Here is a 22,217-nt window from a genome sequence, read left to right as displayed (position 1 = left end):
CGGCACGCCGAGATGCCGGCAATGAAAGGAAAATGATGAGCAAACTTTTTTTTGTATTGCCTGCACTTTTTTTCTCCGCCGCTCTGTCTGCACAGGCCACCGAGAAGCAAACGCCAACCGATGCGTTCCGCGGCCAAACGCAGTACCAAATAATGATGTGCAGCCTTAAAGTTAAGCTGTTCGCTTCGAAGTCCACCCTCGGCACTGCAACAGCTGAAGATGATCCTGCGAAGTGCATTAAAGATGGCAAGGCGGAAGTGAAAAAATTCTACCCGGCTGCCCTTAAGAACGTATCAAAGAACCCATCTGCTACTAAGCTCATCAAGGACTATTACGCCGCTTGGCTAACCGCATTTGAGGCTGTGCCCCCTCGTTCTGATGAACTAAGGATCGACTACGAGCGCCGCCAAGCAGCTAGCGAGGCGAAGTACGATGAGATCTGGAACCGCCTGGAAGTAGAGGCAGGGATCTAGCATACATGGCGGTCTGGCTAATGGGAGACGTCATGTGATTCGATCTGCCGCAGGATGACGATTATGAGCAGAGCTAAACCTGAAGTGCTGGAAGGCGGCTACACCGTTCTGGTCAAGAATCGTTTGAAGGCTAGCGAAGAGACTGACCCAGCGAAGTGGGGACTGTGGAAGCTCATCTGGGAATGCACCTCTTTCGAGCAACTAGAGAAGCGGGCGCCGAAGGAGGTACTCACCAGCTCGACCGGCCGGCGTGTCACCTGGCAAACTGAGGTACGCTGGGCGCTGCGACGAGGGTGGATTAAGAAGGTTGAGCCAGCACTACGCAGGAGTGCAGAGTGACTTGCCGCACGATGATCATTCGTGAAAGCGTCATTGAAAGCAAAACGTAAGTTCTAACCTATGGAGTGTAAGCGTCGCTGTTCGGATTTCGAAACCCACGAGACGATAAAGCACTCGTTATAACACTGCTAGTGATCTTTACCAAAGATCCCGGCGCCGGCGGCCAGGCAGGCGCGAGGCATTGGCGAAGCCCTAAGGCCTATTTGAGACCTTGCAAGCCAGCTCGCTTGGCTTAAGCGGACTATATTTCCTCTACATTCCTGCCAAAGCACATGGCAACGAAAAGCCGCTGAGTCGTCAACGGCCTTTTCCAATGTTTGCCATTACGAGGTCGGCCCCGGATCCGTCCCCGCCTTCTGAATCACCATCAATTCCTTCATCAGCGCGTCATTGAACGCCGGAATATCCTCCGGCTTGCGGCTCGTGACCAACTTGCCGTCCACCACCACCTCATCATCCGTCCACTCTGCGCCAGCCGCCTTCAGGTCATCCTGAATCGCTGGATAGCTGGTCAGGTGCTTGGACTCCGCAATCCCCGCCTCGATCAGCGGCCACGGTCCATGGCAGATTGCAGCAATGGGCTTGTCGGCATCGTCAAACGCCTTGATGAAGGCAATCGCCTCCGGAATCTGGCGCAGTTTCTTCGGATTCTCTTCACCACCCGGCAGCAGCAGCGCATCGTAATCGTTGACCTGAGCCTGCGACAGGCTTAGCTCCACCTTGAACTTATCCCCCGGCTGGTCATGGTTCATGCCTTGCACTTCCTCGCCCGCGGCCTTCGGCGAAATCAGGGTCACCCGCACACCCTTCCCTTCGAGGAAAGTCCGCGGCCCCGTGTATTCGACCTGCTCGACGCCATCGGTCATCAGGACCGCCACGCGCCGGCCCACCAGGTCCTTCTCGCTCACCAGGTCCAAGTGGTCGCCTGCATTCACAATATTTTCCATATGCCCTCCTGTCTGGTTCATTCAGTCGTCGGGTCGATTGTAGGTCGCGGCTTCGGCAGGCGTCGCGCGGATGATGCCCGCGGGTAGAGGAACTAAGCGAGCAAGTAGCAGACGTCTTCGCGGTCGCGCTTGTCAGGCTGCGTGGACAGAAAGCCGTCCAGCCCGAGCCGGACCGTGCCGTCCAGGCTGGCGCCGTCGACCTCGTCGCCACGCAAAACCACCTGTAGCTCGCGGTACGGAACTTCGATCGCAAAGCGCCCCAGCAGCGCCGCTAGCGCACGCGCCCCGGCAGTGCCAGGCAGGAACTGTTCGAACATGCTAGAGGACAGCGGCCCGACGCGGATGCGGATGCCGAGCTCCGGCCGCAGCAGCCGTTCGCCCAGGGTCGCACCGAACCCGACGTCGCAGTTGTTCTCGCCCAGCCGGCTGCGGTCGGCCGTGCCGAGCGGATCCCAGCGTCCCGCGAACTGCTCGACCGTGACCGGCACCTGCAGGTAGTCGCGCAGCACGCCCGCGATCAGCTCCGCCGGCACCACCCGGCTGCGCAGCTGTGCCGCGAAATAGGCGAGGCTCTCGAAGGGCAGACCGGCATCCAGCTGTCCTGCCTCGGGGTGTGTCCACCCCGCGCCCCCAAGTGCCGCCAGCTGGGCCAGGAAGCGGTCGCGGTTATGCTCGTCCGGCCCGCCGCGCACCCGGTATTTGCGCCAGGCGCGGTAGAACAGCGCCACCTGGCGGCTGGAGAAGGCATCGTAGAAGGCGCGCGGGCCGTCGTCATGGGCCGCGTGTTGCCAGGATGCGATGCGCTCGGTGTAATGCAGGGGCAGCGCGCCGTGCGCACCGAGCAGGCCCATCACCGCTGTGCGTATCCGCAGCCGCATGGCGCCATCGTCGGCCGGGTCGCCGTCGAGGCGCAGCGCTTCGATGTCGCTGGTCGGGAAGGCGAGCGAGAGGCTGTTCTCGAAGCGGATCGCGGTGTCCGGCGACAGGCCGTAGCGGCGTAGCCAGCGCGACAGCAGGCGCACCGCCTGGAACAGTTCGTAGCGCCAGGGCTCGGCCAGCAGCTGGTCGATCACACCAGTGTCAGGTTGCCGTTGCGTGGCTCGCATCGCAGGAGCTCCCTGTCGGTCTGCGCCGAGCGCACCACCAGCCGCGTGAAACTGTTGATGTGCACGTACAGGCCGAAGAAGCGGTTCACCACTTCCGCGAACACGTAGACGCTGCTGCCGGCGAAGGCGTCTTCGTCGACCGTCATGCGCACATCAAGGCCGTGCACCATCGTGGCGCCGATGCGGGTGCGCATCCAGGCTGTGGACGACAGGGTTTCCATCGCCGTGATGCCGGCGATCTGGCGCTGGGTCGCGGCCGAGCGCGAGACGTCGTACAGGGTCAGCACTTCGCGGAAGGCGTCGAGGTCGCCCAGCGAGCGGTGGTTCAGCGCCAGCTGGGCCACCAGGCGCCAGTGGGCGCCGCCGGACGAAGGGAAGCGGTGCGGCAGTGTGGGACGGCGCAGCAGGTGGATCGGCAGGCCGCCAGCGGCGGTCTCGCTGGTCATGTCGCCGCCCGGCGCGCCGAAGCCGGTACTGGTGGCGTGCGCGCCATTGGTGCAGGTCAGGTCGATCGAGGCCACGCACTGCTCGTCGGCGGCCAGCGAGAAGCCGGCGTCGGTAAAACCGATCTTGGTGCGCTGGCGCTGCACGCCGCGGTCGTCGCGGCGGGCGAACCAGTAGCGCTCGCGCAGCTCGCCCCCTTCGCCGTGACGCAGTCCGTAATAGGGCCGGTAGGCGATCGACTGCACCCTGCCCTCCGCCGTGCGCAGCACGTTGACGCTGTCGATGCTGTAGACCTCCACGTCTTCTTCGTGCCGTCCCGGCAGCACGTCGTACATCGCGGTGCGATGGGTGATCCGGACCGGCATCGCGGCCTGGTGGAACAGGTTGACCACTGCCGCGCAGCCGGCGAGCAGGTGCGACGCCTGCAGGGTGCCGAGCAGGCGCGCGGCGCCGCTGTCGCCGTGCAGGCCGTTGACGATCAGGTGCAGCGTGAAGCGGTGCGCCGCGGCCGGCAGCATCGGCGCCAGCTTGCCCAGGTCGATGTCGATGAAGTGGAATTTGTCCGGGAAGGCGAAGTATTCGCTCAGCAGCCGGTAGGCCGCGTGTTCGCTGGGGCGCAGCGGCACCAGCGCGTCGTCGTCGCCGAAGCCGCCCAGGGACAAGGGCATGCGCTCGAGCTGGCGCCACGGGCCGCCGTCGCCGATCTCCAGGTAGCTTGCGCCGACGTGCATGAACAGGGTGTCGATCAGGGCTGCCGCCAGCAGCGGATCGGCATCCACATACAGGCGCAGGCGCGGCATGCCGAGCTGGCGCAGCAGGCGCGCCGGCGCCGCGCTGTCGATGGTGATGGCCACCTGCCCGGTAGCGCGCGCCGGCAGCCGCACGTGGGCCGGCGCATGCACCACCGGTTCGTAGCGCGCCTTGGCCACGCCGACCGGGGCCAGGGTCAGGGGGCTGGTGGTGCGGAAGCGGCAGGCCGTGCCCTTGTGGTGCAGCGCGCTCATCTCGGTGCCGCGCGGGATCGTCTCCACCCGTTCCGGCCGGCCGCTCGCTTGCGGCCCCGGCGCGCCGCCGATGCGGGCGATCGAACACGATGGGATGCCCTGCAGGAAGTAGGGATACAAGCTGCCCAGCAGGGCTTCGGTGAATTCCGGATAGTCGTCGTCGAGCTTGCGCGCCGTGCGCGCGTTGAGCAGCGCGCAGGCCTGGATCAGGCGCCGGATGTGCGGGTCTTCCAATCCTTCGGCGCCAAGGCCCAGTTCGCTCGCCAGGCGCGGGTACTGGTGCGCCAGCTCGCGCCCGACCGTGTTCAGGTAGACCAGCTCGCGCTCATAGTACGGCAATAGTTCTTCCATGACACCTCCTTGGAATACCTTAAGGTCGTGCAGTTTTGCTCAGTCGATCTTGCGCAGACTCAAGAGCTTGCTTCTAGTAAGATTCGCTGTCGCCTGCGCGCACTCCCGGTGGAGATGGAATGATTGGCCCCCTGCTGCTCCTGGTCTCATGGCTGCTGCTGCGCTGCGAAGGCAAGCGCCTCGATGCGCTCGGATTCGATGCGCCGCGCCTGCGCCTGCGGCAGTTCGGCGCTGGCCTGGCGGTGGCGGCGCTGGCAGCGGGCATCCAGCAGCTCGGCTACGCCCATGCGCTCGGGACGACATGGACAGTGAACCCTGCATTCACGACGTCCCGGCTGGTCGGCGGCTTGCGCTGGGAACTCAATTCCGTACTGTTCGAAGAGCTGCTGTTTCGCGGCTATCTGCTCTACCAGGCGGTACGCCTGCTCGGCGAGCGCCGCGCGGTCCTGTTCGACGCCCTGGCCTTCGGCGTCTATCACTGGTTCAGCTACGGCGTCCTGGGCAACCCGGTGGCGATGGTATTCGTGCTGGCATGGACCGGGATGTACGGCTGGATGTTCGCCCTTGCGTTCACGCGGACCGGTTCGCTGGCTTTGCCGCTCGGCCTGCATCTCGGCTGGAATCTCGTTACCAACATGCTGTTCTCGGCCGGACCGCTCGGCGCTGCCGTGCTGGTAGCCGCCAACGGCGCCGCACGGTTGAAGGCGCATGGGAACCTGGGCATGCTGCTGAAATTCGTGCTGCCGGTCCTGCTGGTCGCCGGCGTATGGGCCTGCTTGAGGCGCTCCAAGTCCGCCCCCCCGTCAAGGCAAGGCCAGCCGTCCCAAGGGTCCCGCGATGTTGGCGATTAATCAGTAAAATGGAGGGCTTTCCTGCATCGCCCCTAGAACAACATGACCACTGCCGCCATTTCCCCATCCGCTACGCCCGTCCGCCACGAGGTCGCTACCCTGTGGCGCCTGTCCTGGCCGATGCTGGTGGGCCAGCTGGCGACTGTCGGCATGGGCGTGGCCGACGTGGCGATGACCGGCCACGTCAGCGCCGAAGAGCTGGCTGCGGTCTCGCTCGGCACTTCGGTGTGGTCGATCGTGCTGGTCACCGTGATGGGCACCATGATGGCGATCAATACCGTGGTCGCGCACGAGATCGGCGCCGCCCGCTACGACCAGATCCCGCATTCGGTGCGGCAGTCGCTGTGGAAGGGCCTGATCGTGGGCCTGGTGGCCTGCCTGTTCGCCAACCTGTGCACCCTGCTGTTCGACCATGTCGGGCTGGAGCAGCACGTGGCCGACCGCGCCTCGCTGTTCCTGCACGTGATCAGCCTCGGCATGCCGGCCTTTGCCTGCTACCGCGCCCTGTACGGCTACACCACCAGCATCAACCAGACCAAGCCGATTATGTGGATCGCGATCTTCGGCCTGGTCTTCAACGTGATCTCGAACTGGCTGCTGGTCTACGGTAACTGGGGCTTTCCGCAGCTGGGTGCGGTCGGCTGCGCGGTGTCGACCGCGGTGGGCATGTGGCTGATGCTGGGCGCCATGATCGTCTGGATCAAGTATGCGCCGGCCTACCGCATGACCTACCCGTTCACCGGCTGGGAAGGCCCGGACTGGAAAGAGATTGGTTCGATGCTGCGCCTCGGCCTGCCGATCGGCGTCACTTATTTTGCCGAGGTCAGCGCCTTCGGCCTGATCGGCCTGCTGGTGGCGCGCTTCGGCGTGGTGGCAGTCTCTTCGCACCAGGTGGCGCTGAATTTCGCCTCGCTGGTGTTCATGGTGCCGCTCAGCTTCTCGATCGGCATGATGACCCGCGTCGGCCAGGCCATGGGCGAAGGCAACCCGGTGCGCGCCCGCTTCGTGGGCTGGGTCGGCGTCGGCACCTCGGTCGCTTTTGGCGCGCTGTCGGCGATTTTCATCGCCCTGTTCCGCTGGCAGATCGCCGCCATGTACACCTCCGATCCTGCGGTGCAGGCGGCCTGCGCCAACCTGCTGCTGCTCGCGGCGCTGTTCCAGCTGTCCGACGCCACCCAGGTGGCGACAGCCTCGGCCATCCGCGGCTACCAGGTGACGCGCGCGCCGATGATCATCCAGCTGGTCGCCTTCTGGGGCATCTCGCTGCCGCTCGGCTGCATCCTGGGGCTGGCGCCGGAATGGTTCCCATGGCGGCCCGGCGCGCCGATGTCGACCACCGGCTTCTGGATCGGCCTGGTGATCGCGCTGACGGTGGCGGCGGTGCTGCTGACCTGGTCCTTCGAGAAGCTGGCGCGCCAGCGCATCCGCGAAGGGGTGGCCGGCGAGGCGACTCTGGCGAAGGAAATGCATACGTAATTACAGCGCTCGGGTGCTGACTCTGGTATCGTTCCGCAGTTGTAGCAAATTAACTTACACCAGAGACATTTCATGCGCCCTACCCTGCTTCTTCTGGCCGCCCTCGCGGCCGCTCCCGCTTCGGCCGAACGCCTGACGCTGGACCGTATCTACGGCGACCCAGCCCTGGCCGGCGCCAGTGTCAAGAACCTGCGCGTGTCGCCCGACGGCGAGCGCGTCACCTTCCTGCGCGGCCGCGCCGACAACCAGTACCAGCTGGACCTGTGGGAATACAACATGAAGACCAAGAGCACCCAGCGCCTGGTCGATTCCAAGCGCCTGGTGCCGAACGAGGAACTGTCGCTGGAAGAAAAAGCGCGCCGCGAGCGCGCCCGTACCGCCGGCCTGTCGGGCATCCTGAACTATTTCTGGTCGCCGGATGGCAAGCAGCTCTTGGTGCCGATCGGTGGCGACCTCTACCTGGTCGATGCCGCCAAGCCGGATGCGCCGCGCAAGGTCGCCTCGGGCAACGTGATCGACCCGAAGATTTCGCCGAAGGGCCGCTACGTTTCCTTCGTGCGTAACCAGAATCTGGTCGTGATCGACCTGCAGACCGGCGCTGAGCGCCAGCTGACGACCGATGGCAAGGGCACCATCCACAACGGCGAGGCGGAATTCGTCGCGCAGGAAGAGATGGACCAGCACACCGGCTACTACTGGGCGCCGGACGATTCCGCGATCGCCTACCGCCGCTATGATGAAAAACCCGTCCCGGTCGTGCGCCGCTTCGAGATCTTCGCCGACCGCACCGAAGTGATCGACCAGCATTACCCGGCCGCGGGCGATCCGAACGTGCTGATCGAGCTGATGATCGTCAACCCGGCCACCGGCCAGCAGCGCAAGGTTGACCTGGGCGCCGAGAAGGACATCTACCTGGTGCGCGCTGACTTCAGCGACGACGCCAAGACCCTGGTCTACCAGCGCCAGACCCGCGACCAGAAGCGCCTCGACCTGGTGGCCGTGGACGTGAACACGCTGGCCCAGCGCCCGCTGCTCACCGAGACCTCGAAGACCTGGGTCAGCATCCACAACGACCTGCGCTTCCTGCGCAGCAAGAAAGCCTTCATCTGGGCCTCCGAGCGCAGCGGCCGCAACCACCTGTACCTGTACGGCCTGGACGGCAAGCTGATGCACCCGCTGACCAAGGGTGAATGGGGCGTGGACAACATCCTGGCGATCGACGAAACCGACGGCAAGGTCTATGTCTCGTCGAACAAGGATGCCGTGATCGACAAGCAGACCTATGCGGTCAAGCTCGACGGCAGCAATGCCGGCGCGCCGCTGCGCGTCACCGCCGGCGACGGCTGGCACGACGCCGTGTTCGCACGCAACGGCAAGATCTTCGTGGACACCTACTCGAACCCGAAGACCCCGCCGCAGGTGTCGATCCGCCGCGCCGACGGCAGCATGGTCGAATGGCTCGAGAAAAATGAGCTGAACGCGAACCACCCGTACGCCAAGTACATGCCGGACCACCTGCCGACCGAATTCGGCACGATGAAGGCCAAGGATGGGCAGACGCTGCACTATTCCATCATCAAGCCGGCCAACTTCGACGCGAGCAAGCGCTACCCGGTGTTCCTGTTCACCTACGGCGGCCCGCACTCGCAGCGCGTGACCCGCACCTGGGGCAATTATTTTGACCAGTACATGGCCCAGCAGGGCTTCGTGGTGTTCCGCCTGGATAACCGCGGCTCGAGCCGCCGCGAGCGCGTCTTCACCGACGCCCTCTACAACAACCTGGGCAAGGTCGAAGTGGAAGACCAGGTTACCGGCATCGACTGGCTGGCCCAGCAGAGCTTCGTCGATCCGAAGCGCATTGGCGTGTTTGGCTGGAGCTACGGCGGCTTCATGACCCTGCGCCTGCTGTCGGCAGCCTCGGACAAGATCGCCATGGGCGTGTCGGTGGCCCCGGTGACCGACTGGGCCCTGTACGACACCCACTACACCGAGCAGTTCGTGGGCGGCACCCCGAAGTCCGATCCGGAAGCCTACAAGCGCAGCGGCGTGTTCGCGCACCTGGACGGCCTGAAGTCGCCGCTGCTGCTGATCCACGGCATGGCCGACGACAACGTGCTGTTCACCAACACCACGCGCCTGATCGACGAGCTGGTGAAGCGCAACGTACAGTTCGACCTGATGACCTATCCGGGCGCCAAGCACGGCATCTCGGGCAAGGTCAATCAGCGTCACGTGTATGGACTGATCGAGGCCTTCTTCAAGAAGAACCTGGGTGGGACGGCGGCGAAGTAAGCTTGCTGTCTGCTTAGTGGAAACAGCCGCCTTTGGGCGGCTGTTTGCTTTTGGTAGTAGCTGCTCTACGGAATTGGGTCCCGGCCTCCGCCGGGACGACGTGCTACTGCTAACGATGAATTGAAACGTAGCGGACAGTACCACCAGCTTTAAAAACGTCATGCGCGCCACTGGCGCCCATGACTCCCGGCGCAGGCCAGGATCTAAGTTCGCACCGCAGCCCGTAAACAACAACAGCCGCCCTCAGGCGGCTGTTCTCGAAGCGTAAAAAGCGAATCAGTGCGAGCGGCGCGCGGCGTCGTCCAGCTTTTCTTCCACTTTTTCCTGCGCATCGCCCAGCGTCTTCTGGGTCTTGCCTTCAACTTTGGTCGCCTTGCCCTTGGCTTCCTGGGTCGGGCTGTCGATCGCGTCACCGAATTCTTCTTGGATCTTGCCACCGATTTCTTTCAGTTTACCTTTAACTTGATTTTCGTTAATCATGGTCTTCTCCTTAGAAGTACATGTCCGGATGGCCATGCATGGGTACAGAATACGACTGTCGGCGGAGCTCTTCTGTTCGTGCCCGCACATTGCACAAATGTCAGCATTTGCGCGACGTCAAGACGTCGACAGTGCTAACATTTCGTCAACTCGACAATAGCGCACGAAGGTGATGCCATGAAAGAACAAGCTCAAGAACACGCCGCCGACTCGCCGCCCTCGCAACGCCGCGTCGCCAAGCGGGTCACGATGATCAGCGGGATCGCCATCCTCTTTATCGCCCTCGCCGCCGCCGTGGTACTGGCTGCCGATGCACTGCTGCTGATCTTCGCCTGCATCCTGTGCGCCATCCTGCTCTACAAGCTGAGCGAGATCATGGCGCGGCGCCTGCACATGAACCGCAAGCTGGCGCTCACCATTGTCGTGGTCGCGCTGCTCGCCATCATCGGGCTCGGCAGCTGGGCCATGGCGCCGCAGATCTCCGAACAGTCCACCAAGCTTGCCAAGGAAGTGCCGGCTGCCGTCGAGCGTCTGAAGACGAGCGTTGAGCAGCATCCGCTGATGAAACGCATCGTGGCGGAACTGCCGCCGCCCGAGCAGGTCGTCAAGCAGATGGGCAATATGGTGCCGAATGCTGGACTGTTCTTTGGCGGCGTCATCGGCGCGCTTGGGAACGTGGTCATCATCCTGTTCGTCGGGATTTATTTTGCCGCCAGTCCCCACACCTACACGACCGGCGTGATCCGCCTGATTCCGAAACCACGCCGCAGCCGCGCGCGTGAAGTGCAGCAGGAATTGGGCAACACCCTGGCCAGCTGGCTGCTCGGCAAGGGGGCATCGATGCTGATCGTCGGTGTCGCCACGTCGATCGGCCTGAGCCTGCTCGGCGTGCCGCTTGCGCTGATCCTCGGCATTATTGCTGGCCTGCTCGACTTCATCCCCTACCTGGGTCCGATCATGGCAGGCATCCCGGCGGTGCTGCTGGCGCTGTCGATCAGCCCCGACCTGGCGCTGTACACCGTGCTGCTGTTCGTGGGCATCCAGCTGGTCGAGGGCTACCTGCTGCAGCCGCTGATCGAGGCCAAGGCGGTGGACATGCCGCCGGCGCTGGTGATCGTCATGCAACTCATTTTCGGCACACTGTTCGGCTTTGCCGGGGTGGCCCTTGCCACGCCGCTGGCGGCCGGGCTGTCGGTGCTGGTCAAGATGCTCTACATCGAGGATGTCCTCGGGGACAGACCGGCGCACACATCCAGTTCGGGCTAGCCGACCAGCAATAAAAAAGCCGCGCACAGCGCGGCTTCTTGCTATGGCGAGAGCAATTAGTTGTTGCCCTTGAAGATGTCCTTCACGTCGCCGACCTTTTCCTGCACCTTGCCTTCGGCCTGGTTCGACACGCCTTCGCGCTGGGCCTGGCGGTTGCCGACAGCTTCGCCCACCTTCTCCTGGATCTTGCCGCCGATGTCCTTGGCCTTGCCCTTGATTTGATCGTCGTTCATTTCAGTCACCTCGTCTGTTCGTGGAACGAGGTCCCACCATAGGCCTGATGGAGCTGCAACTCTGTTCGCTGATTAACACACGGGCTTGCGCCAGACGCTGGCGAGCCAGGGCTGCTGCTCGCGCGGCAGGCCGGCTGGGCGGTAGTAATGATGCAGCGGAGCAAAACCTGCAGCCGTGAGGTAGCGCTCCCAGGTGTCGTAGTCGTGGTAGCTGCCGTAGCGCGGGCCATTCCAGCCTTCGCGGTTGTCGCCGCGCGGGTTGGAACTGAACAGGACGCCGCCGGGTTTCAGGGTATTGAAAAGCTTGTCGAGCACGCCCGGCAGTTCGGCGCTCGGGACGTGGAACAGCGACGCGTTGGCGAAGACGCCGTCGAAGGTCTCGGGCGGGAGTTGAAGGTGCAGGAAGTCCTGGTGCCAGACCTCGCAGCCGCTGTAGGCACGCGCCATGTCGACGAAGCGGCTGCTGCCATCCAGGCCAATGGCCTTGTGGCCGAGCTGCGTAAAATTCTTCAGGTCGCGGCCGGGGCCGCAGCCGAGGTCGAGGATGGTGTACGGGGCGGGGGCTTCGATGGCGCCGAGCAGGGCGTCGATGTTCTGGCTGACGTCGTGGTCGATGGTGCCGGCGAAGAAGGCGTCGGCGGTTTGCTCGTAGTGCGCGAGCGTGCGGCGGGAGATGTCGTCGGGGGTCATGACGGCATTATCGGCGGAATTGGTGTAGTGTGTGCGGCACCGTTAGTCCGCTGCGTGAGCACGTCGCCCCTGCGGAGGCCGGGGCCCAAGTTTGCGTGCGTTACGGCGAACGCATGCGGTTCGACGGCTTACAGAAAATTGGGTTCCGGCCTTCGCCGGAAGTCGTAGGCGCCAGTGGCGCGTACGACGGTCTTGAGGCTAAGGGCGAGATCTGGCGTGAACGATGACGATGATCTCGCCCTACCCCATCACCACACCCGCACGCGCTGCTCCGGCGCCAGGTACAGCTTCTGCCCCGGCTGCACATCGAAGGCCTTGTACCAGGAGTCCAGGTTGCGCACGGTGTAGGTGCGGTACTGGCCCGGGGCGTGGCCGTCGGTCAGGACGGCGCGGCGCATCGAGGCTTCGCGCATCTTGGTGCGCCAGCTCTGTGCGAAGCCGGTGTAGAACTGGCGGTCCGCCTCCACGCCGGTGCCCTTGCCGTTCGGCGAGGACTTGAAGGCGTCGTAGGCCGCGGCCAGGCCGGCCAGGTCGGACAGGTTCTCGCTCAGCGTCAGCTGGCCATTGACGGCCAGGTCGTCGAAAGGCTTGTAGGCGTTGTACTGCTCCACCAGCTTCTGCGACGCGGTCTTGAAGTGGGCCAGGTCTTCCTTGGTCCACCAGTCGCGCAGGCGGCCCTGGGCGTCGAACTGGGCGCCCATGTCGTCGAAGCTGTGGCTGATCTCGTGCCCGATCACCGAGCCGATCGCGCCATAGTTGTGCGCGTCCGAGGCCTTCGGATCGTAGAACGGCGGCTGCAGGATCGCGGCCGGGAAGTTCAGCGCGTTCTGCAGCGGCAGGTTGACGGCGTTGACCAGCTGCGGCGGCATGGCCCAGTCGGTCTTCTTCGGCTTCTGCTTGAGCTTGGCGAGCTGCTGGGTGTAATTGAACTCTTGCGCACGCAGCACGTTGCCCAGCGCGTCGGTCGGCGAGACCTGCAGGGCGCCATACGACTTCCACTCATCCGGATAGCCCACGCCCACGTACATGGTGCGGACCTTTTCCTTGGCCTGGGCGCGGGTCGACGGCGCCATCCATTCGAGCTTGTCGATGCGGCGTTCGAAAGCGGTCGTGATGTCGCCGACCATTTTGAGGATGCGCGCCTTGTCCTGCGCCGGGAAGTACTTCGCGACGTACATCTTGCCGACCGCTTCGTCCATCGCGGTATTGGTGGCCGACAGCGCACGCTTCCAGCGCGCCGACTGCTGCGGCGAGCCGGTCAGGCCCTTGCCATAGAACTCGAAGCGCAGGTCGCCGTAGGCCTTGGGCAGGGTGCTGGCGAACTGGTTCATGCTGTGGAAGGCCAGGTAGTCCTTCCAGGTAGCGAGGTCGGTGCTTGCCACCTGCTGGGCCGCGCCCTTGATGGCGCCCGGGTGGTAGGCAATGAAGCGGTCCTGGCCGGACAGGCGCGCGCCCTGCATGAAGGCGTTCCAGTCCATGCCGGGCGCCTTGGCGGCGAAGTCCTTCATGGTCCACGGGTTGTTGGCTTTCTGGATATCGGCCGACTCTTCGCGGCTGGCGTGGCTCTGGGCCAGTTCCGACTCGAGCGCGAAGATCTTGGCGGCGCGCGCTTCGGCGTTGTCGTAGCCGGCCAGTTTCAGCATCGCGCCGATGTACTGCTGGTACTTGGTGCGCAGCTCGGCCATCTTCGGGCTGTTGTCGAGGTAGTAGGCACGGTCAGGCAGGCCGATGCCGCCCTGCAGGATGTAGGGCACATTACGCGACGGCTCGGTCAGGCCCTGGTTGATCCACACACCGAACAGGTTCGGGGTGTTGAAGTTGGTGGCGTTGAGCGGGTCGACATCGGCGCGCAGGAATTCACCCAGCACGCGCGACAGGGCCGCGCGATCCTTGATTGCTTCGATCTTCGCCAGGCGCGGCTTGAGCGCGTTCAGGCCGGCAGACTCGATCGCCGCCTCGTTCATGTAGGCCTTGTAGAAATCGGCCACCTTGCGCGCCTCGGCATTGGCGGACTTGCTGCTGCCTGCTTCCTCGATCAGCTTGACGATGCGGGCATTGGTCTCCTCGGCCAGCGCATACATCGAACCCCAGGCGCCGCGGTCGGCCGGGATCTCGGTCTTGGCCATCCACTCGCCGTTGGCCCAGGCGTAGAAGTCGTCGCCCGGCAGCATGGTGGCGGCGGCCGGCTTGGTCTGGGCGGTGCCGGCGGCGCTTTGTTCGGCCGCGTGCAGCGGGGCAAAGGTGAACGCGGCGCCGCACAGCGCCAGGGTGACGGCGGTCTTGATCGGAGTCCAGCTGGTTTTCATAGATTCCCTTCTCTGTGGTGTGTCTCGTGAATCGGTTTTGTTTTATTGCAGGGCTGCCCGCACCTGCGGCAGCAGGCGGGCCTTCTGGTCGGCGCGGATGCGCACGCCATTGCCGACGCGCTCGGCTTCGACAACGCCATCGGGGCCGAAGTTCTTGCGCATATAGGCTTCCATCATCTCGGCATGCGCCGGGTTGGCGGACGAGGCGACGATGCCGGCGAACATGCTGTTGCGCCCGAGCGCTTCCATGTTGTTCAGCAGCGCTTCGCGGTTGGCGACGGCAAAGTTCCAGGTCTGGTCGAGGTGCTCATTGGCGACGCCGCCCAGGATGTAGGGGGTCAGGTCGGGCGGGGTCTGCGGCGACAGCAGCAGGCCCAGGGTGCGCGCCGCCAGCACCGGGTCCTGCACGCTGGTGAGTGCGCGGCCGAAGCGGTTGCGCTCCTCGCTGGTCGGGGCGTTGGCGGCGCGTGCGGCCAGGGCTTCGTAGGTGGCGGCGTCGGCATAGCGGCCGGCGGTGCCGGTGACGAAGTCGATCATCGATGGCGGCACCGAGGATGGGTCCTGCAAATAGCGCGCAAAGCGGGCCTTGCCCTCCTCGATCGCGCGCGGGTCGCCGGCACGTGCCAGGGCGGTTGCCAGCGTGCCGCGCAGCTGGCTGTCCTCGGCCGTTTCGCCCGGCTTTTCGTCCCAGCCAAGCTTGTCCATTTTCGGGCCCACGAACTCGACCAGGAAGCGGCGGATCAGGGCCTGCTCCGGCTCGCCGCGCGCCAGCGAGTCCAGGGTGCGCAGGTTGGACAGGATCGAGTCCCAGACCGCCATGCGCGGCTCGTCGCCGTAGCTGCGCACCAGCTTCAGGTAGCCGTCCAGCCCCATGCGTCCGTTTGAAGCGAAGCTCCAGGTATCGGTGAGGAGCTTCAGGCGGGTGCTGTCCGGCAGGCGCGGCGCCTGCTCGGCCAGGGCCCGGAAACTGGCCGGGTCGTACTGGACGCGGAAGTAGCCGACGCTGTACGGATCGACCACCAGAGCACCTTCGCAGCCGGCCTGGGTGATCGTGGTGCTTGGGCCGGACAGCAGCGTGTACCAGGCCTTGCCGTTGACGGTGCCGACCTGCAGCGGCACGTTCCACAGGCGCTGCTGCTTGGGCGGCTCGTCGAGGCGGTATTGTTCCTGCGACAGCGTGACCTTGCGCTTGCCCTCCTCGCAGGCCTGCTCGACCTTGATCAGGGGGAAGCCCGGCTGGAGGGTCCAGTCCGAAGCGAGCTTCTCGACCGGCTTGCCGGACGCTTTTTCCAGCGCCGCCCACAGGTCGGCGGAAGTGGTATTGGAGTACTGGTGCTTCGCCATGTAGGCGCGCATGCCCTTGCGGAAGGGTTCTTCGCCCAGGTAGGCCTCCAGCATGCGCAGGAAGGCCTGGCCCTTCATGTAGGTGATCGCGTCAAACGCGGCGGCGGCCTGTTCCTCGGTATCGATCCGGGTCTGGATCGGGTGGGTGGTCTTGCGCGCGTCCAGGTTCATCACGTATTCGCGCTCGGCCATGGCTTCCAGGTAGGGGCGCCACTCGGGATGGAAGTGGTGCGTGGCCTTGGCCGCCATCCACGAAGCGAAGCCTTCGTTGAGCCAGAGGTTGTCCCACCAGGCCATGGTGACCAGGTTGCCGAACCACTGGTGCGCCACTTCGTGGGCGTTGATGTTGAAGGTGAACTTCTTGACCTTTTCCGGGCTCTTCTTCGGGTCGTAGAGCAGGGTCGGCTCGTTGTAGACCACCGCACCCCAGTTTTCCATGGCGCCGTTGAAGCCGCCGGGAATGGCGATCTGGTCGAGTTTCGGCAGCGGGTACGGAATGCCGAAGTAATTATTGTAGTAGCGCAGCAGGTCGCGCGTGGCGGCCAGCGGGAAGGTGGCCGAGCCCAGCTTGCCTTCGGTGGTGACGATGCCGATGTCGACGCCGTCCTGCTTGCTGGCGAGGCGCTCCAGTTCGCCCGCCACCAGCACCACCAGGTAACTCGGCATCTTCGGCGTATTGCCGAAGCTGATGCGCTGCATGCCGCCGGCGAGCTCTTCGCGTTTCTCGATCGGGGTGGTGGAATAGGCCTTGAAGTTCCCTGGGACGTCCACCGTCAGCTTGAAGCGGGCGCGGAAGGCCGGCTCATCCCAGGTCGGGAGCATGCGGCGCGCGTCGGTCGGCGCCATGGTGGTGGCGATCAGTTTCTTTTCCTGGCTGCCGGCCTTGTAGTTCACGTAGAACAGGCCGCGTCCTTCGCGGTTGATCTGGCCGCGGAAGGCCAGCGCCAGTTCGTATTTACCGGGCGCCAGCGGTTGTGGCAGCTTGAAACGCAGCGTCTGCTGCTCCTTGTCGAGGATGGGCTCGAGTTTCAGCTTGCCGATGCCCTTGCCGCCCAGGCTGGCCTCGTCGATCTGCAGGTTGTCGGCATTCAGCATGATGGTCGAGGTCGGGCTCAGGACTTCGATCTCCACCGTCTGCGTGCCACGGAAGGTATTGCCGGCGACGTCGGGCATGATGTGGGCCGCGTACTGCAGCGGAATCACGTCCTTCGGCAGCTTGCCCGGCGTGGCTGCGAAGGAAAACGGCGCCTCGGCCTGCGCCGTGGCGGCGGTCAGCGCGAACGCTGCCGCGGCGACGCTACGCGCGACTGGCATGTCTCTCATAAAAGTCTCTCTCTCGAATCTGTTTTTATTGGCGCGGCTGTTGCGCTCCATGGCGCAAGAACCCAGCATGCACTCTATGAAAGCCGGGCATGCACTGCGCGCGAATTGCGACAGACTGCAAAAAACGGGGCCAGACTGCGCAAACCGGGGAATGGCGGGGGCATTCTGGACCACGCCGGAGGGATTGAACATGTATGACTGACAACATTCGTGGCAGCCGAAAAATTTTTAAAAATATTTTCGAAAAACCCTAAAGTTCCCAAAACCCCAACCGTAAATGCCTTAGATACCCGGCAATCCGGCCGGCGTGAATTGCCTTGGTGCTAACATGACCTCGAACGACGTCCTCTCGATGTACGAAAACCTCGCTGGCCTGAGCGGTCAGATGAAGGGCGCCGCCGAGGCTGGCGACTGGACCGGTTTCGACAAGCTGAACGTGCAGGCGTCGGTGGCTGCAGGCGCGGCAATCGGCGGCGTGCCGGCACTGGAAGGCAGCATGCGCCAGCGTAAGATCGACCTGCTCAAGCAGCTGATGGCCAATGACCGCGCGATTCGTGACGTGACCGAGCCGTGGATGGGGCAGCTGGACCGCGCGATGTGCGCACACTGATCCGGACGGATCGAGCATCGAAGGCACCTGCGGGTGCCTTTTTTGTTTGCCGTAGGTTGGGCGGCTCGTGCTCTGGTCCACCGGACCAGAGCCCCCCACGCGGTCAGCGTTCGCCAGCACTGTCGCGACGTAATCAACCACACCCATTTCCGCGTGGGCGTTTGTAATTCCGGGCACTGCCCAGAATTACCCCGCCCACCCTACGAGTCCAGATTGCTCAGCTTCCCGAGGCAACGCCGCTGGTAGCCATTCAAGCCCTGGCTGACCAGCGCATCGTCCTCGTCGATCAGGCCGGCGTCGATCAGCAGCCGCAGCTTGGCGATCTGGTCGCCCTGGGCCAGCGCCTGTGACAGGCTCGAGCCAATCCCCTCTCCCGCTTCCACGATCGCATCGCCTACGGCTGGCGGGAAATCCCAGTGCGCCGCGATCACCGCCGACAACGCCCGGCTGCGCGCCAGCAGTTCGATGCCGAATTCCTCCGAGCGTGGCACCTTGCCGTTCTGGCAGATCCGGTCGGCCAGGCGGAAGGCGACCACCAGCCCCACGTCCTGCATCAGCCCGGCCAGGCAGGCTTCGAAGATATCGGCCGCCACGGCCGACGCCATCAGGCTGGCCGCGACGGCGCATTTCTCGGAATGGTTCCACACCAGCGGCGCCGCGCGCCGTGCAAAGCCGGCTTCGTGCAGCTTGATGACGGGACGGAAGGCGACCCGCGCCAGCAGCATGCGCAGGCCGTTCTGGCCCATCAGCATGATGGCCGCGTCCAGCGTCTTGATGGGGGTGGCGGGCCGGTAATAGGCGCTGTTCGCTTCGCGCAGCACTTCCGCGACCAGCACCACGTCCTCGGCCAACTGGCTGGCCAGTTCGCCGGTGGACACGCTTTCGTCACGCAGGCTGCGCAGCAGCCGGGGGATCAGTTCGGGCACGCGCGGCACCAGTTCCGCCGCCACGGCGGGGTTCTGCGCCAGCGCGCTTATCTGCTCGAGGATCTGGCGTTCGGTGTCGGCCGGCGCGTCGAACATGGCCGGACCGGCCAGCCAGCGGTAATACAGGGCGTCGGTGCGGCCGCTGTCCGCCCCGCCCTCCTGCACGCCGGGCTGGGCAGCACCGGCTTGCGGCGTCGCCGTCTGCGCCTGCTCGCCGCTCAATAAACGATTGATCCAATTTTTCATAGTAGGCCCGGGTCTGTCCCGCATAGGGATTGTAGCCTGTCCGGCCGACTGGCGGCAGGCCGGATATGCACGCCACATGACAAGGCGCGCCGCGAAACAGGAGCCGGAAAAGAAAAAAGCGCCCGCGGGCGCTTTTGTCGATGTACCCGAGCGGAAGGCTCGGCTACGAAATTGGGGGAGAGCGACCTCCAGGTATCTCCTGGCGTCGCCTCTTGCCGGTTGCATCCGGCGTTTGCTGCCGCAGTTGGCAGACAAACCGCTTCCGGACACAGGCGCTTCTTCAGCGTCACCTGCTTTCCGCGCCACGCTATCGGTGGTGGCTGCGCCAGGTCTCTGTGCCGTTTGTGATCTCGCGACCACGAAACCAGTATAGCGCAATTATCAGACTTGTGTAGACGACTCGTGCGCGCCCTCTTCCAGGGTCGGCTCGACCGTTGTTTTGGGCGCCGGCTTGCGCTTGAAGCGGGCCTTCAGGCGCGCCACCAGGCCGACCCGGGGCTCGACCGCGCGCCCCTTCGCCTTGCGGCGGCGCAGGACGATTGCCAAGACCGCCAGCAGGGCCAGCACGGCGGCGCCGGCTCCAGCCAGCGGCAGCCAGGACATGTCCGGATCAGGCGCAGGCTCCGGCTTTTTCTTCTTCGGCTTGTGCACCTTGACCGGCGGCACAACGGACGCCGGTGAGGCGCCCGCCGCCACCTGCAGCACCTTTAACTTGTCTTCCAGCTGGCCCAGTTGCTCGCGCAGCATGGCGTTCTTCGCCCCCAGCATGACGCAGGCGTCGACATCCTTCCGCACCACGGGGGCGCAGCTGGCGCCTTCCGGTGCTGCTGCAGGCTTCGCTGGCACGACTTCAGCCGGCTTGGGCGCCACAGCGACCGGCTTGGGCGCAGGCGCTGGTTTCGGCACAGGCGCTGGCTTTGGCGCCGGTTTTGGCGCAGGCTCCGCCTTGGCGGCGACCGGCGGCGCGACCGGGACCGGTACCGGCGGCGGCGCCGGATTCGGATCCGGCGTCAGCCACAGGGTGGCCAGGCGCACGCTGCGCTGCGAGCCGTCGGCCAGTTCCAGGTAGAGGTGCAGGTGTTCGGTGTCCACCGTCCCCAGCGAGGTCACATGCAGGAACTGGCGGCCGTCGCGCCGCATCACCGACATGCGCAAGGTCGACAGCACGGCCGGCATGCCGATGTTGGCGCCGCGGTAGACGTTCGGATGCGCCAGGCGCACCTGGACCGGGGTGGCGGCGTCTTCCAGCATGGTCAGCTCGATGTCGGCCACCAGCGGCTGGCCGATGAAGGAGCTGACACGCGCTTCGCCGAGTTCGGCCGCCTGGACGGCGCCGGCCAGCAAGGCGCAAATAAGTAACAGTGGAAGGCGGCTAGCCATAGGAGCAAGAAAATGAAGCCAGAGCGTAGTTAACGGACAATCGGCTAAACTCTTTAATAACAGCCCTCATTCGACAGGAAAGCCATGGAAAACAGGATTGAAAAGGACAGCTTCGGCCCGATCGAAGTGCCGGCCGACCACCTCTGGGGCGCCCAGACCCAGCGTTCGCTCCACCATTTCCACATCTCGACCGAGCGCATGGCGCCGGAACTGGTCGCCGCCCTGGCCCAGGTCAAGCGCGCCGCCGCCGCGGTCAACCGCTCGCTCGGCAAGCTCCCGGCGGACAAGGCCGAGGCCATCATCCGCGCCGCCGACGAAGTGCTCGAAGGCCGCCACCCGCATGAATTCCCGCTGGCCGTGTGGCAGACCGGGTCCGGCACCCAGAGCAACATGAACATGAACGAGGTGCTGGCCAACCGCGGTTCCGAACTCTTGAAAGGGGAACGCGGCGAGAAGCGCCTGCTGCACCCCAACGACCACGTCAACATGGGCCAGTCCTCGAACGACATCTTCCCGACCGCCATGCACGTGGCGGCCGCAGGCGCGGTGGCGCAGAACCTGCTGCCGGCCCTCGCCCAGCTGCGCGCGACCCTGCTGCGCAAGTCGCGCGACTTCGAAGACATCGTCAAGATCGGCCGCACCCACCTGCAGGATGCGACGCCCTTGACGCTGGGCCAGGAGTTCTCGGGCTACGTCGCCCAGCTGGAATTCGCCGAAAGCGCGATCCGCGCCACCCTGCCCGGCCTGCTGGCGCTGGCGGCCGGCGGCACCGCGGTCGGCACCGGCCTCAACGCGCACCCGGATTTCGCCCCGCGCATCGCGGCCGAGCTCGCCTCGCGCACGGGCCTCAGCTTCAAGAGCGCCCCCAACAAGTTCATGGCCCTGGCCGGCCACGACGCCATGGTCGCCGCCCACGGCGCCATGAAAACCCTGGCCACGGCCCTGATGAAGATCGCCAACGACATCCGCTGGATGGCCTCCGGTCCGCGCTCGGGCCTGGGCGAGATCACGATTCCGGAAAACGAGCCGGGCAGCTCGATCATGCCGGGCAAGGTCAATCCGACCCAGGCCGAAGCGCTGACGATGCTGTGCTGCCAGGTGTTCGGCAACGACGTGGCGATCACGATCGGCGGTTCGCAGGGCAACTTCGAGCTGAACGTGTTCAAGCCCATGATCGCGCACAACTTCCTGCAGAGCGCCCGTCTGCTGGCCGACGGCATGCGTTCCTTCGACGAACATTGCGCCCAGGGCATCGAGCCGAACCACGCGCGCATCGCCGAGCTGATGGAAAAATCGCTGATGCTGGTGACTGCGCTGGCCCCGCATATCGGGTATGATCGCGCCGCCCAGATCGCCAAGACCGCGTCGCACGAGGGCCTGACCCTGCGCCAGGCCGCGCTGCAGTCCGGTTTCGTCACCGACGCGCAGTTCGACCAGTGGATCGTGCCGATCGACATGACCCGGCCGGACCAAGTCGAATAAACCCACCACCCCGAGGATAGAATGCAAAAAATAGTTTTCGATTTGACATCAGAATTCGTCGAGGTCAACCAGCTGCTGAAGCTGGTCGGCCTGGTCGACAGCGGCGGCGCCGGCAAGAACATGGTCGCCAGCGGCGTGGTGTCGGTCGACGGCAAGCAGGAACTGCGCAAGACCGCGAAAATCCGCAGTGGACAGACGGTCAGCGTGGGCGACCTGCAGATCCGCGTTCAGTAAAAAGGGGCAAAAAACGGCGGGCTTATGTTTGCGCCCTAACAAACAGAGCGGGGCTTCCTTGTTTATATTTTAAGTCATCAGGACACGACTTATATCAACCGGCCATAGGTGGAGCCATGGAAACCCCAAACCGCGCCCAGTCTCAGGAACAGCTCATTGGCGACCTGCGTCTCGTCATCGAGAACGCGGAAGAGCTGCTGAAAAACACCGATCACTACACCAGCGCCCTGTACCAGAACGCGCGCGCCAAGCTGGCGCTGGCGCTGGAAGCGGCCAACGAGGAGCTTGCGCGTTTCGAAGACGCCCAGCTGGAGCGCATGATGGCCGCCACCCGCGCCGCCAACGAACGCTTCTGCGACCGCACCGGCGAAGACCGCATCCTGCGCGCTTTCCACTGAGTTCCAGCGGCCTTTC

At 64.6% G+C, this 22,217-nt stretch carries 19 protein-coding genes; 9 read left to right on the top strand and 10 right to left on the bottom strand.

Going from position 1 to position 22,217, the window contains the following annotated elements:
• The first annotated feature begins 32 nt into the window (after nucleotides 1-32).
• Entirely contained in the window at nucleotides 33-473 is a 441-nt protein-coding gene (locus tag LK542_RS02755) for a hypothetical protein (RefSeq protein ID WP_227810710.1), read from the top strand.
• Between the two features lie 662 nt (nucleotides 474-1,135).
• On the opposite strand, the gene LK542_RS02750 is transcribed toward LK542_RS02755, so the two are convergent.
• The 3 genes from LK542_RS02750 to tssF form a co-directional block, all read right to left on the bottom strand.
• Nucleotides 1,136-1,759, bottom strand: coding sequence for a type 1 glutamine amidotransferase domain-containing protein (locus tag LK542_RS02750; protein ID WP_227810709.1), 624 nt, complete (start codon nucleotides 1,757-1,759; stop codon nucleotides 1,136-1,138).
• Nucleotides 1,760-1,851: 92 nt separating this feature from the next.
• On the bottom strand, nucleotides 1,852-2,832 hold the full coding sequence (gene tssG, locus LK542_RS02745; RefSeq protein WP_227810708.1) for a type VI secretion system baseplate subunit TssG: 981 nt from the start codon (nucleotides 2,830-2,832) through the stop codon (nucleotides 1,852-1,854).
• On the bottom strand, nucleotides 2,829-4,664 hold the full coding sequence (gene tssF / locus LK542_RS02740; RefSeq protein ID WP_227810707.1) for a type VI secretion system baseplate subunit TssF: 1,836 nt from the start codon (nucleotides 4,662-4,664) through the stop codon (nucleotides 2,829-2,831). Before tssF ends, tssG begins: the two co-directional genes overlap by 4 nt.
• Nucleotides 4,665-4,783: 119 nt before the next feature.
• Between tssF and LK542_RS02735 the strand changes: the two genes are divergently transcribed.
• The 3 genes from LK542_RS02735 (at nucleotide 4,784) to LK542_RS02725 (ending at nucleotide 9,283) form a co-directional block, all read left to right on the top strand.
• The gene (locus LK542_RS02735) at nucleotides 4,784-5,515 is read left to right on the top strand and encodes a CPBP family intramembrane glutamic endopeptidase (protein ID WP_227810706.1); all 732 of its coding nucleotides are present in this window, start codon (nucleotides 4,784-4,786) and stop codon (nucleotides 5,513-5,515) included.
• A gap of 42 nt (nucleotides 5,516-5,557) precedes the next feature.
• Nucleotides 5,558-6,991, top strand: coding sequence for an MATE family efflux transporter (locus LK542_RS02730; RefSeq protein WP_227810705.1), 1,434 nt, complete (start codon nucleotides 5,558-5,560; stop codon nucleotides 6,989-6,991).
• Between the two features lie 72 nt (nucleotides 6,992-7,063).
• Complete coding sequence (locus tag LK542_RS02725; protein ID WP_227810704.1) at nucleotides 7,064-9,283, top strand: S9 family peptidase; 2,220 nt, start codon at nucleotides 7,064-7,066, stop codon at nucleotides 9,281-9,283.
• 276 nt (nucleotides 9,284-9,559) lie between these two features.
• Here LK542_RS02725 and LK542_RS02720 read toward each other — a convergent pair whose 3' ends face one another.
• The gene (locus LK542_RS02720) at nucleotides 9,560-9,763 is read right to left on the bottom strand and encodes a CsbD family protein (RefSeq protein WP_229520612.1); all 204 of its coding nucleotides are present in this window, start codon (nucleotides 9,761-9,763) and stop codon (nucleotides 9,560-9,562) included.
• A gap of 177 nt (nucleotides 9,764-9,940) precedes the next feature.
• Between LK542_RS02720 and LK542_RS02715 the strand changes: the two genes are divergently transcribed.
• Nucleotides 9,941-11,029 carry an AI-2E family transporter gene (locus tag LK542_RS02715; RefSeq protein ID WP_227800438.1) on the top strand — a complete coding sequence of 363 codons (1,089 nt, stop codon included), beginning with the start codon at nucleotides 9,941-9,943 and terminating at the stop codon, nucleotides 11,027-11,029.
• A gap of 56 nt (nucleotides 11,030-11,085) precedes the next feature.
• Here the strand turns inward: LK542_RS02715 and LK542_RS02710 are convergent, their stop codons facing one another.
• From LK542_RS02710 to LK542_RS02695, 4 genes are all read right to left on the bottom strand, one after another.
• Nucleotides 11,086-11,262 carry a CsbD family protein gene (locus LK542_RS02710; protein ID WP_227800437.1) on the bottom strand — a complete coding sequence of 59 codons (177 nt, stop codon included), beginning with the start codon at nucleotides 11,260-11,262 and terminating at the stop codon, nucleotides 11,086-11,088.
• 72 nt (nucleotides 11,263-11,334) lie between these two features.
• Complete coding sequence (locus tag LK542_RS02705; RefSeq protein ID WP_227810703.1) at nucleotides 11,335-11,952, bottom strand: class I SAM-dependent methyltransferase; 618 nt, start codon at nucleotides 11,950-11,952, stop codon at nucleotides 11,335-11,337.
• Between the two features lie 248 nt (nucleotides 11,953-12,200).
• Nucleotides 12,201-14,258, bottom strand: a complete 2,058-nt coding sequence (locus LK542_RS02700) for a M13 family metallopeptidase (RefSeq protein WP_227810702.1) — start codon at nucleotides 14,256-14,258, stop codon at nucleotides 12,201-12,203.
• 42 nt (nucleotides 14,259-14,300) lie between these two features.
• Nucleotides 14,301-16,916 (bottom strand): M1 family metallopeptidase, encoded by a 2,616-nt coding sequence (locus tag LK542_RS02695; RefSeq protein WP_227810701.1) that lies wholly within the window; start codon nucleotides 16,914-16,916, stop codon nucleotides 14,301-14,303.
• Between the two features lie 337 nt (nucleotides 16,917-17,253).
• Here LK542_RS02695 and LK542_RS02690 point away from each other — a divergent pair, with 337 nt between their 5' ends.
• Nucleotides 17,254-17,535 carry a flagellar protein FliT gene (locus tag LK542_RS02690; RefSeq protein WP_227800433.1) on the top strand — a complete coding sequence of 94 codons (282 nt, stop codon included), beginning with the start codon at nucleotides 17,254-17,256 and terminating at the stop codon, nucleotides 17,533-17,535.
• Between the two features lie 200 nt (nucleotides 17,536-17,735).
• On the opposite strand, the gene LK542_RS02685 is transcribed toward LK542_RS02690, so the two are convergent.
• Together LK542_RS02685 and LK542_RS02680 are read right to left on the bottom strand one after the other, a co-directional pair.
• Entirely contained in the window at nucleotides 17,736-18,707 is a 972-nt protein-coding gene (locus tag LK542_RS02685; protein ID WP_227810700.1) for an HDOD domain-containing protein, read from the bottom strand.
• A gap of 381 nt (nucleotides 18,708-19,088) precedes the next feature.
• The gene (locus tag LK542_RS02680; protein WP_227810699.1) at nucleotides 19,089-20,087 is read right to left on the bottom strand and encodes a FimV family protein; all 999 of its coding nucleotides are present in this window, start codon (nucleotides 20,085-20,087) and stop codon (nucleotides 19,089-19,091) included.
• 84 nt (nucleotides 20,088-20,171) lie between these two features.
• Between LK542_RS02680 and fumC the strand changes: the two genes are divergently transcribed.
• The 3 genes from fumC to LK542_RS02665 all read left to right on the top strand — a co-directional run bounded on the left by fumC (nucleotide 20,172) and on the right by LK542_RS02665 (nucleotide 22,201).
• Nucleotides 20,172-21,569: a class II fumarate hydratase gene (gene fumC, locus LK542_RS02675; RefSeq protein ID WP_227810698.1), complete on the top strand. Its 1,398-nt coding sequence runs from the start codon at nucleotides 20,172-20,174 to the stop codon at nucleotides 21,567-21,569.
• A gap of 21 nt (nucleotides 21,570-21,590) precedes the next feature.
• Nucleotides 21,591-21,803: an RNA-binding S4 domain-containing protein gene (locus LK542_RS02670; protein ID WP_227810697.1), complete on the top strand. Its 213-nt coding sequence runs from the start codon at nucleotides 21,591-21,593 to the stop codon at nucleotides 21,801-21,803.
• Nucleotides 21,804-21,919: 116 nt separating this feature from the next.
• Entirely contained in the window at nucleotides 21,920-22,201 is a 282-nt protein-coding gene (locus LK542_RS02665) for a DUF883 family protein (RefSeq protein ID WP_227800428.1), read from the top strand.
• The last annotated feature ends 16 nt before the right edge of the window (nucleotides 22,202-22,217 follow it).

The organism is Massilia sp. IC2-477 (assembly GCF_020707265.1).
Classification (GTDB): Bacteria; Pseudomonadota; Gammaproteobacteria; order Burkholderiales; family Burkholderiaceae_D; genus Telluria.
Note: the sequence above shows the minus strand (reverse complement) of the source record. Positions and strands in the feature narration are given on the sequence as shown.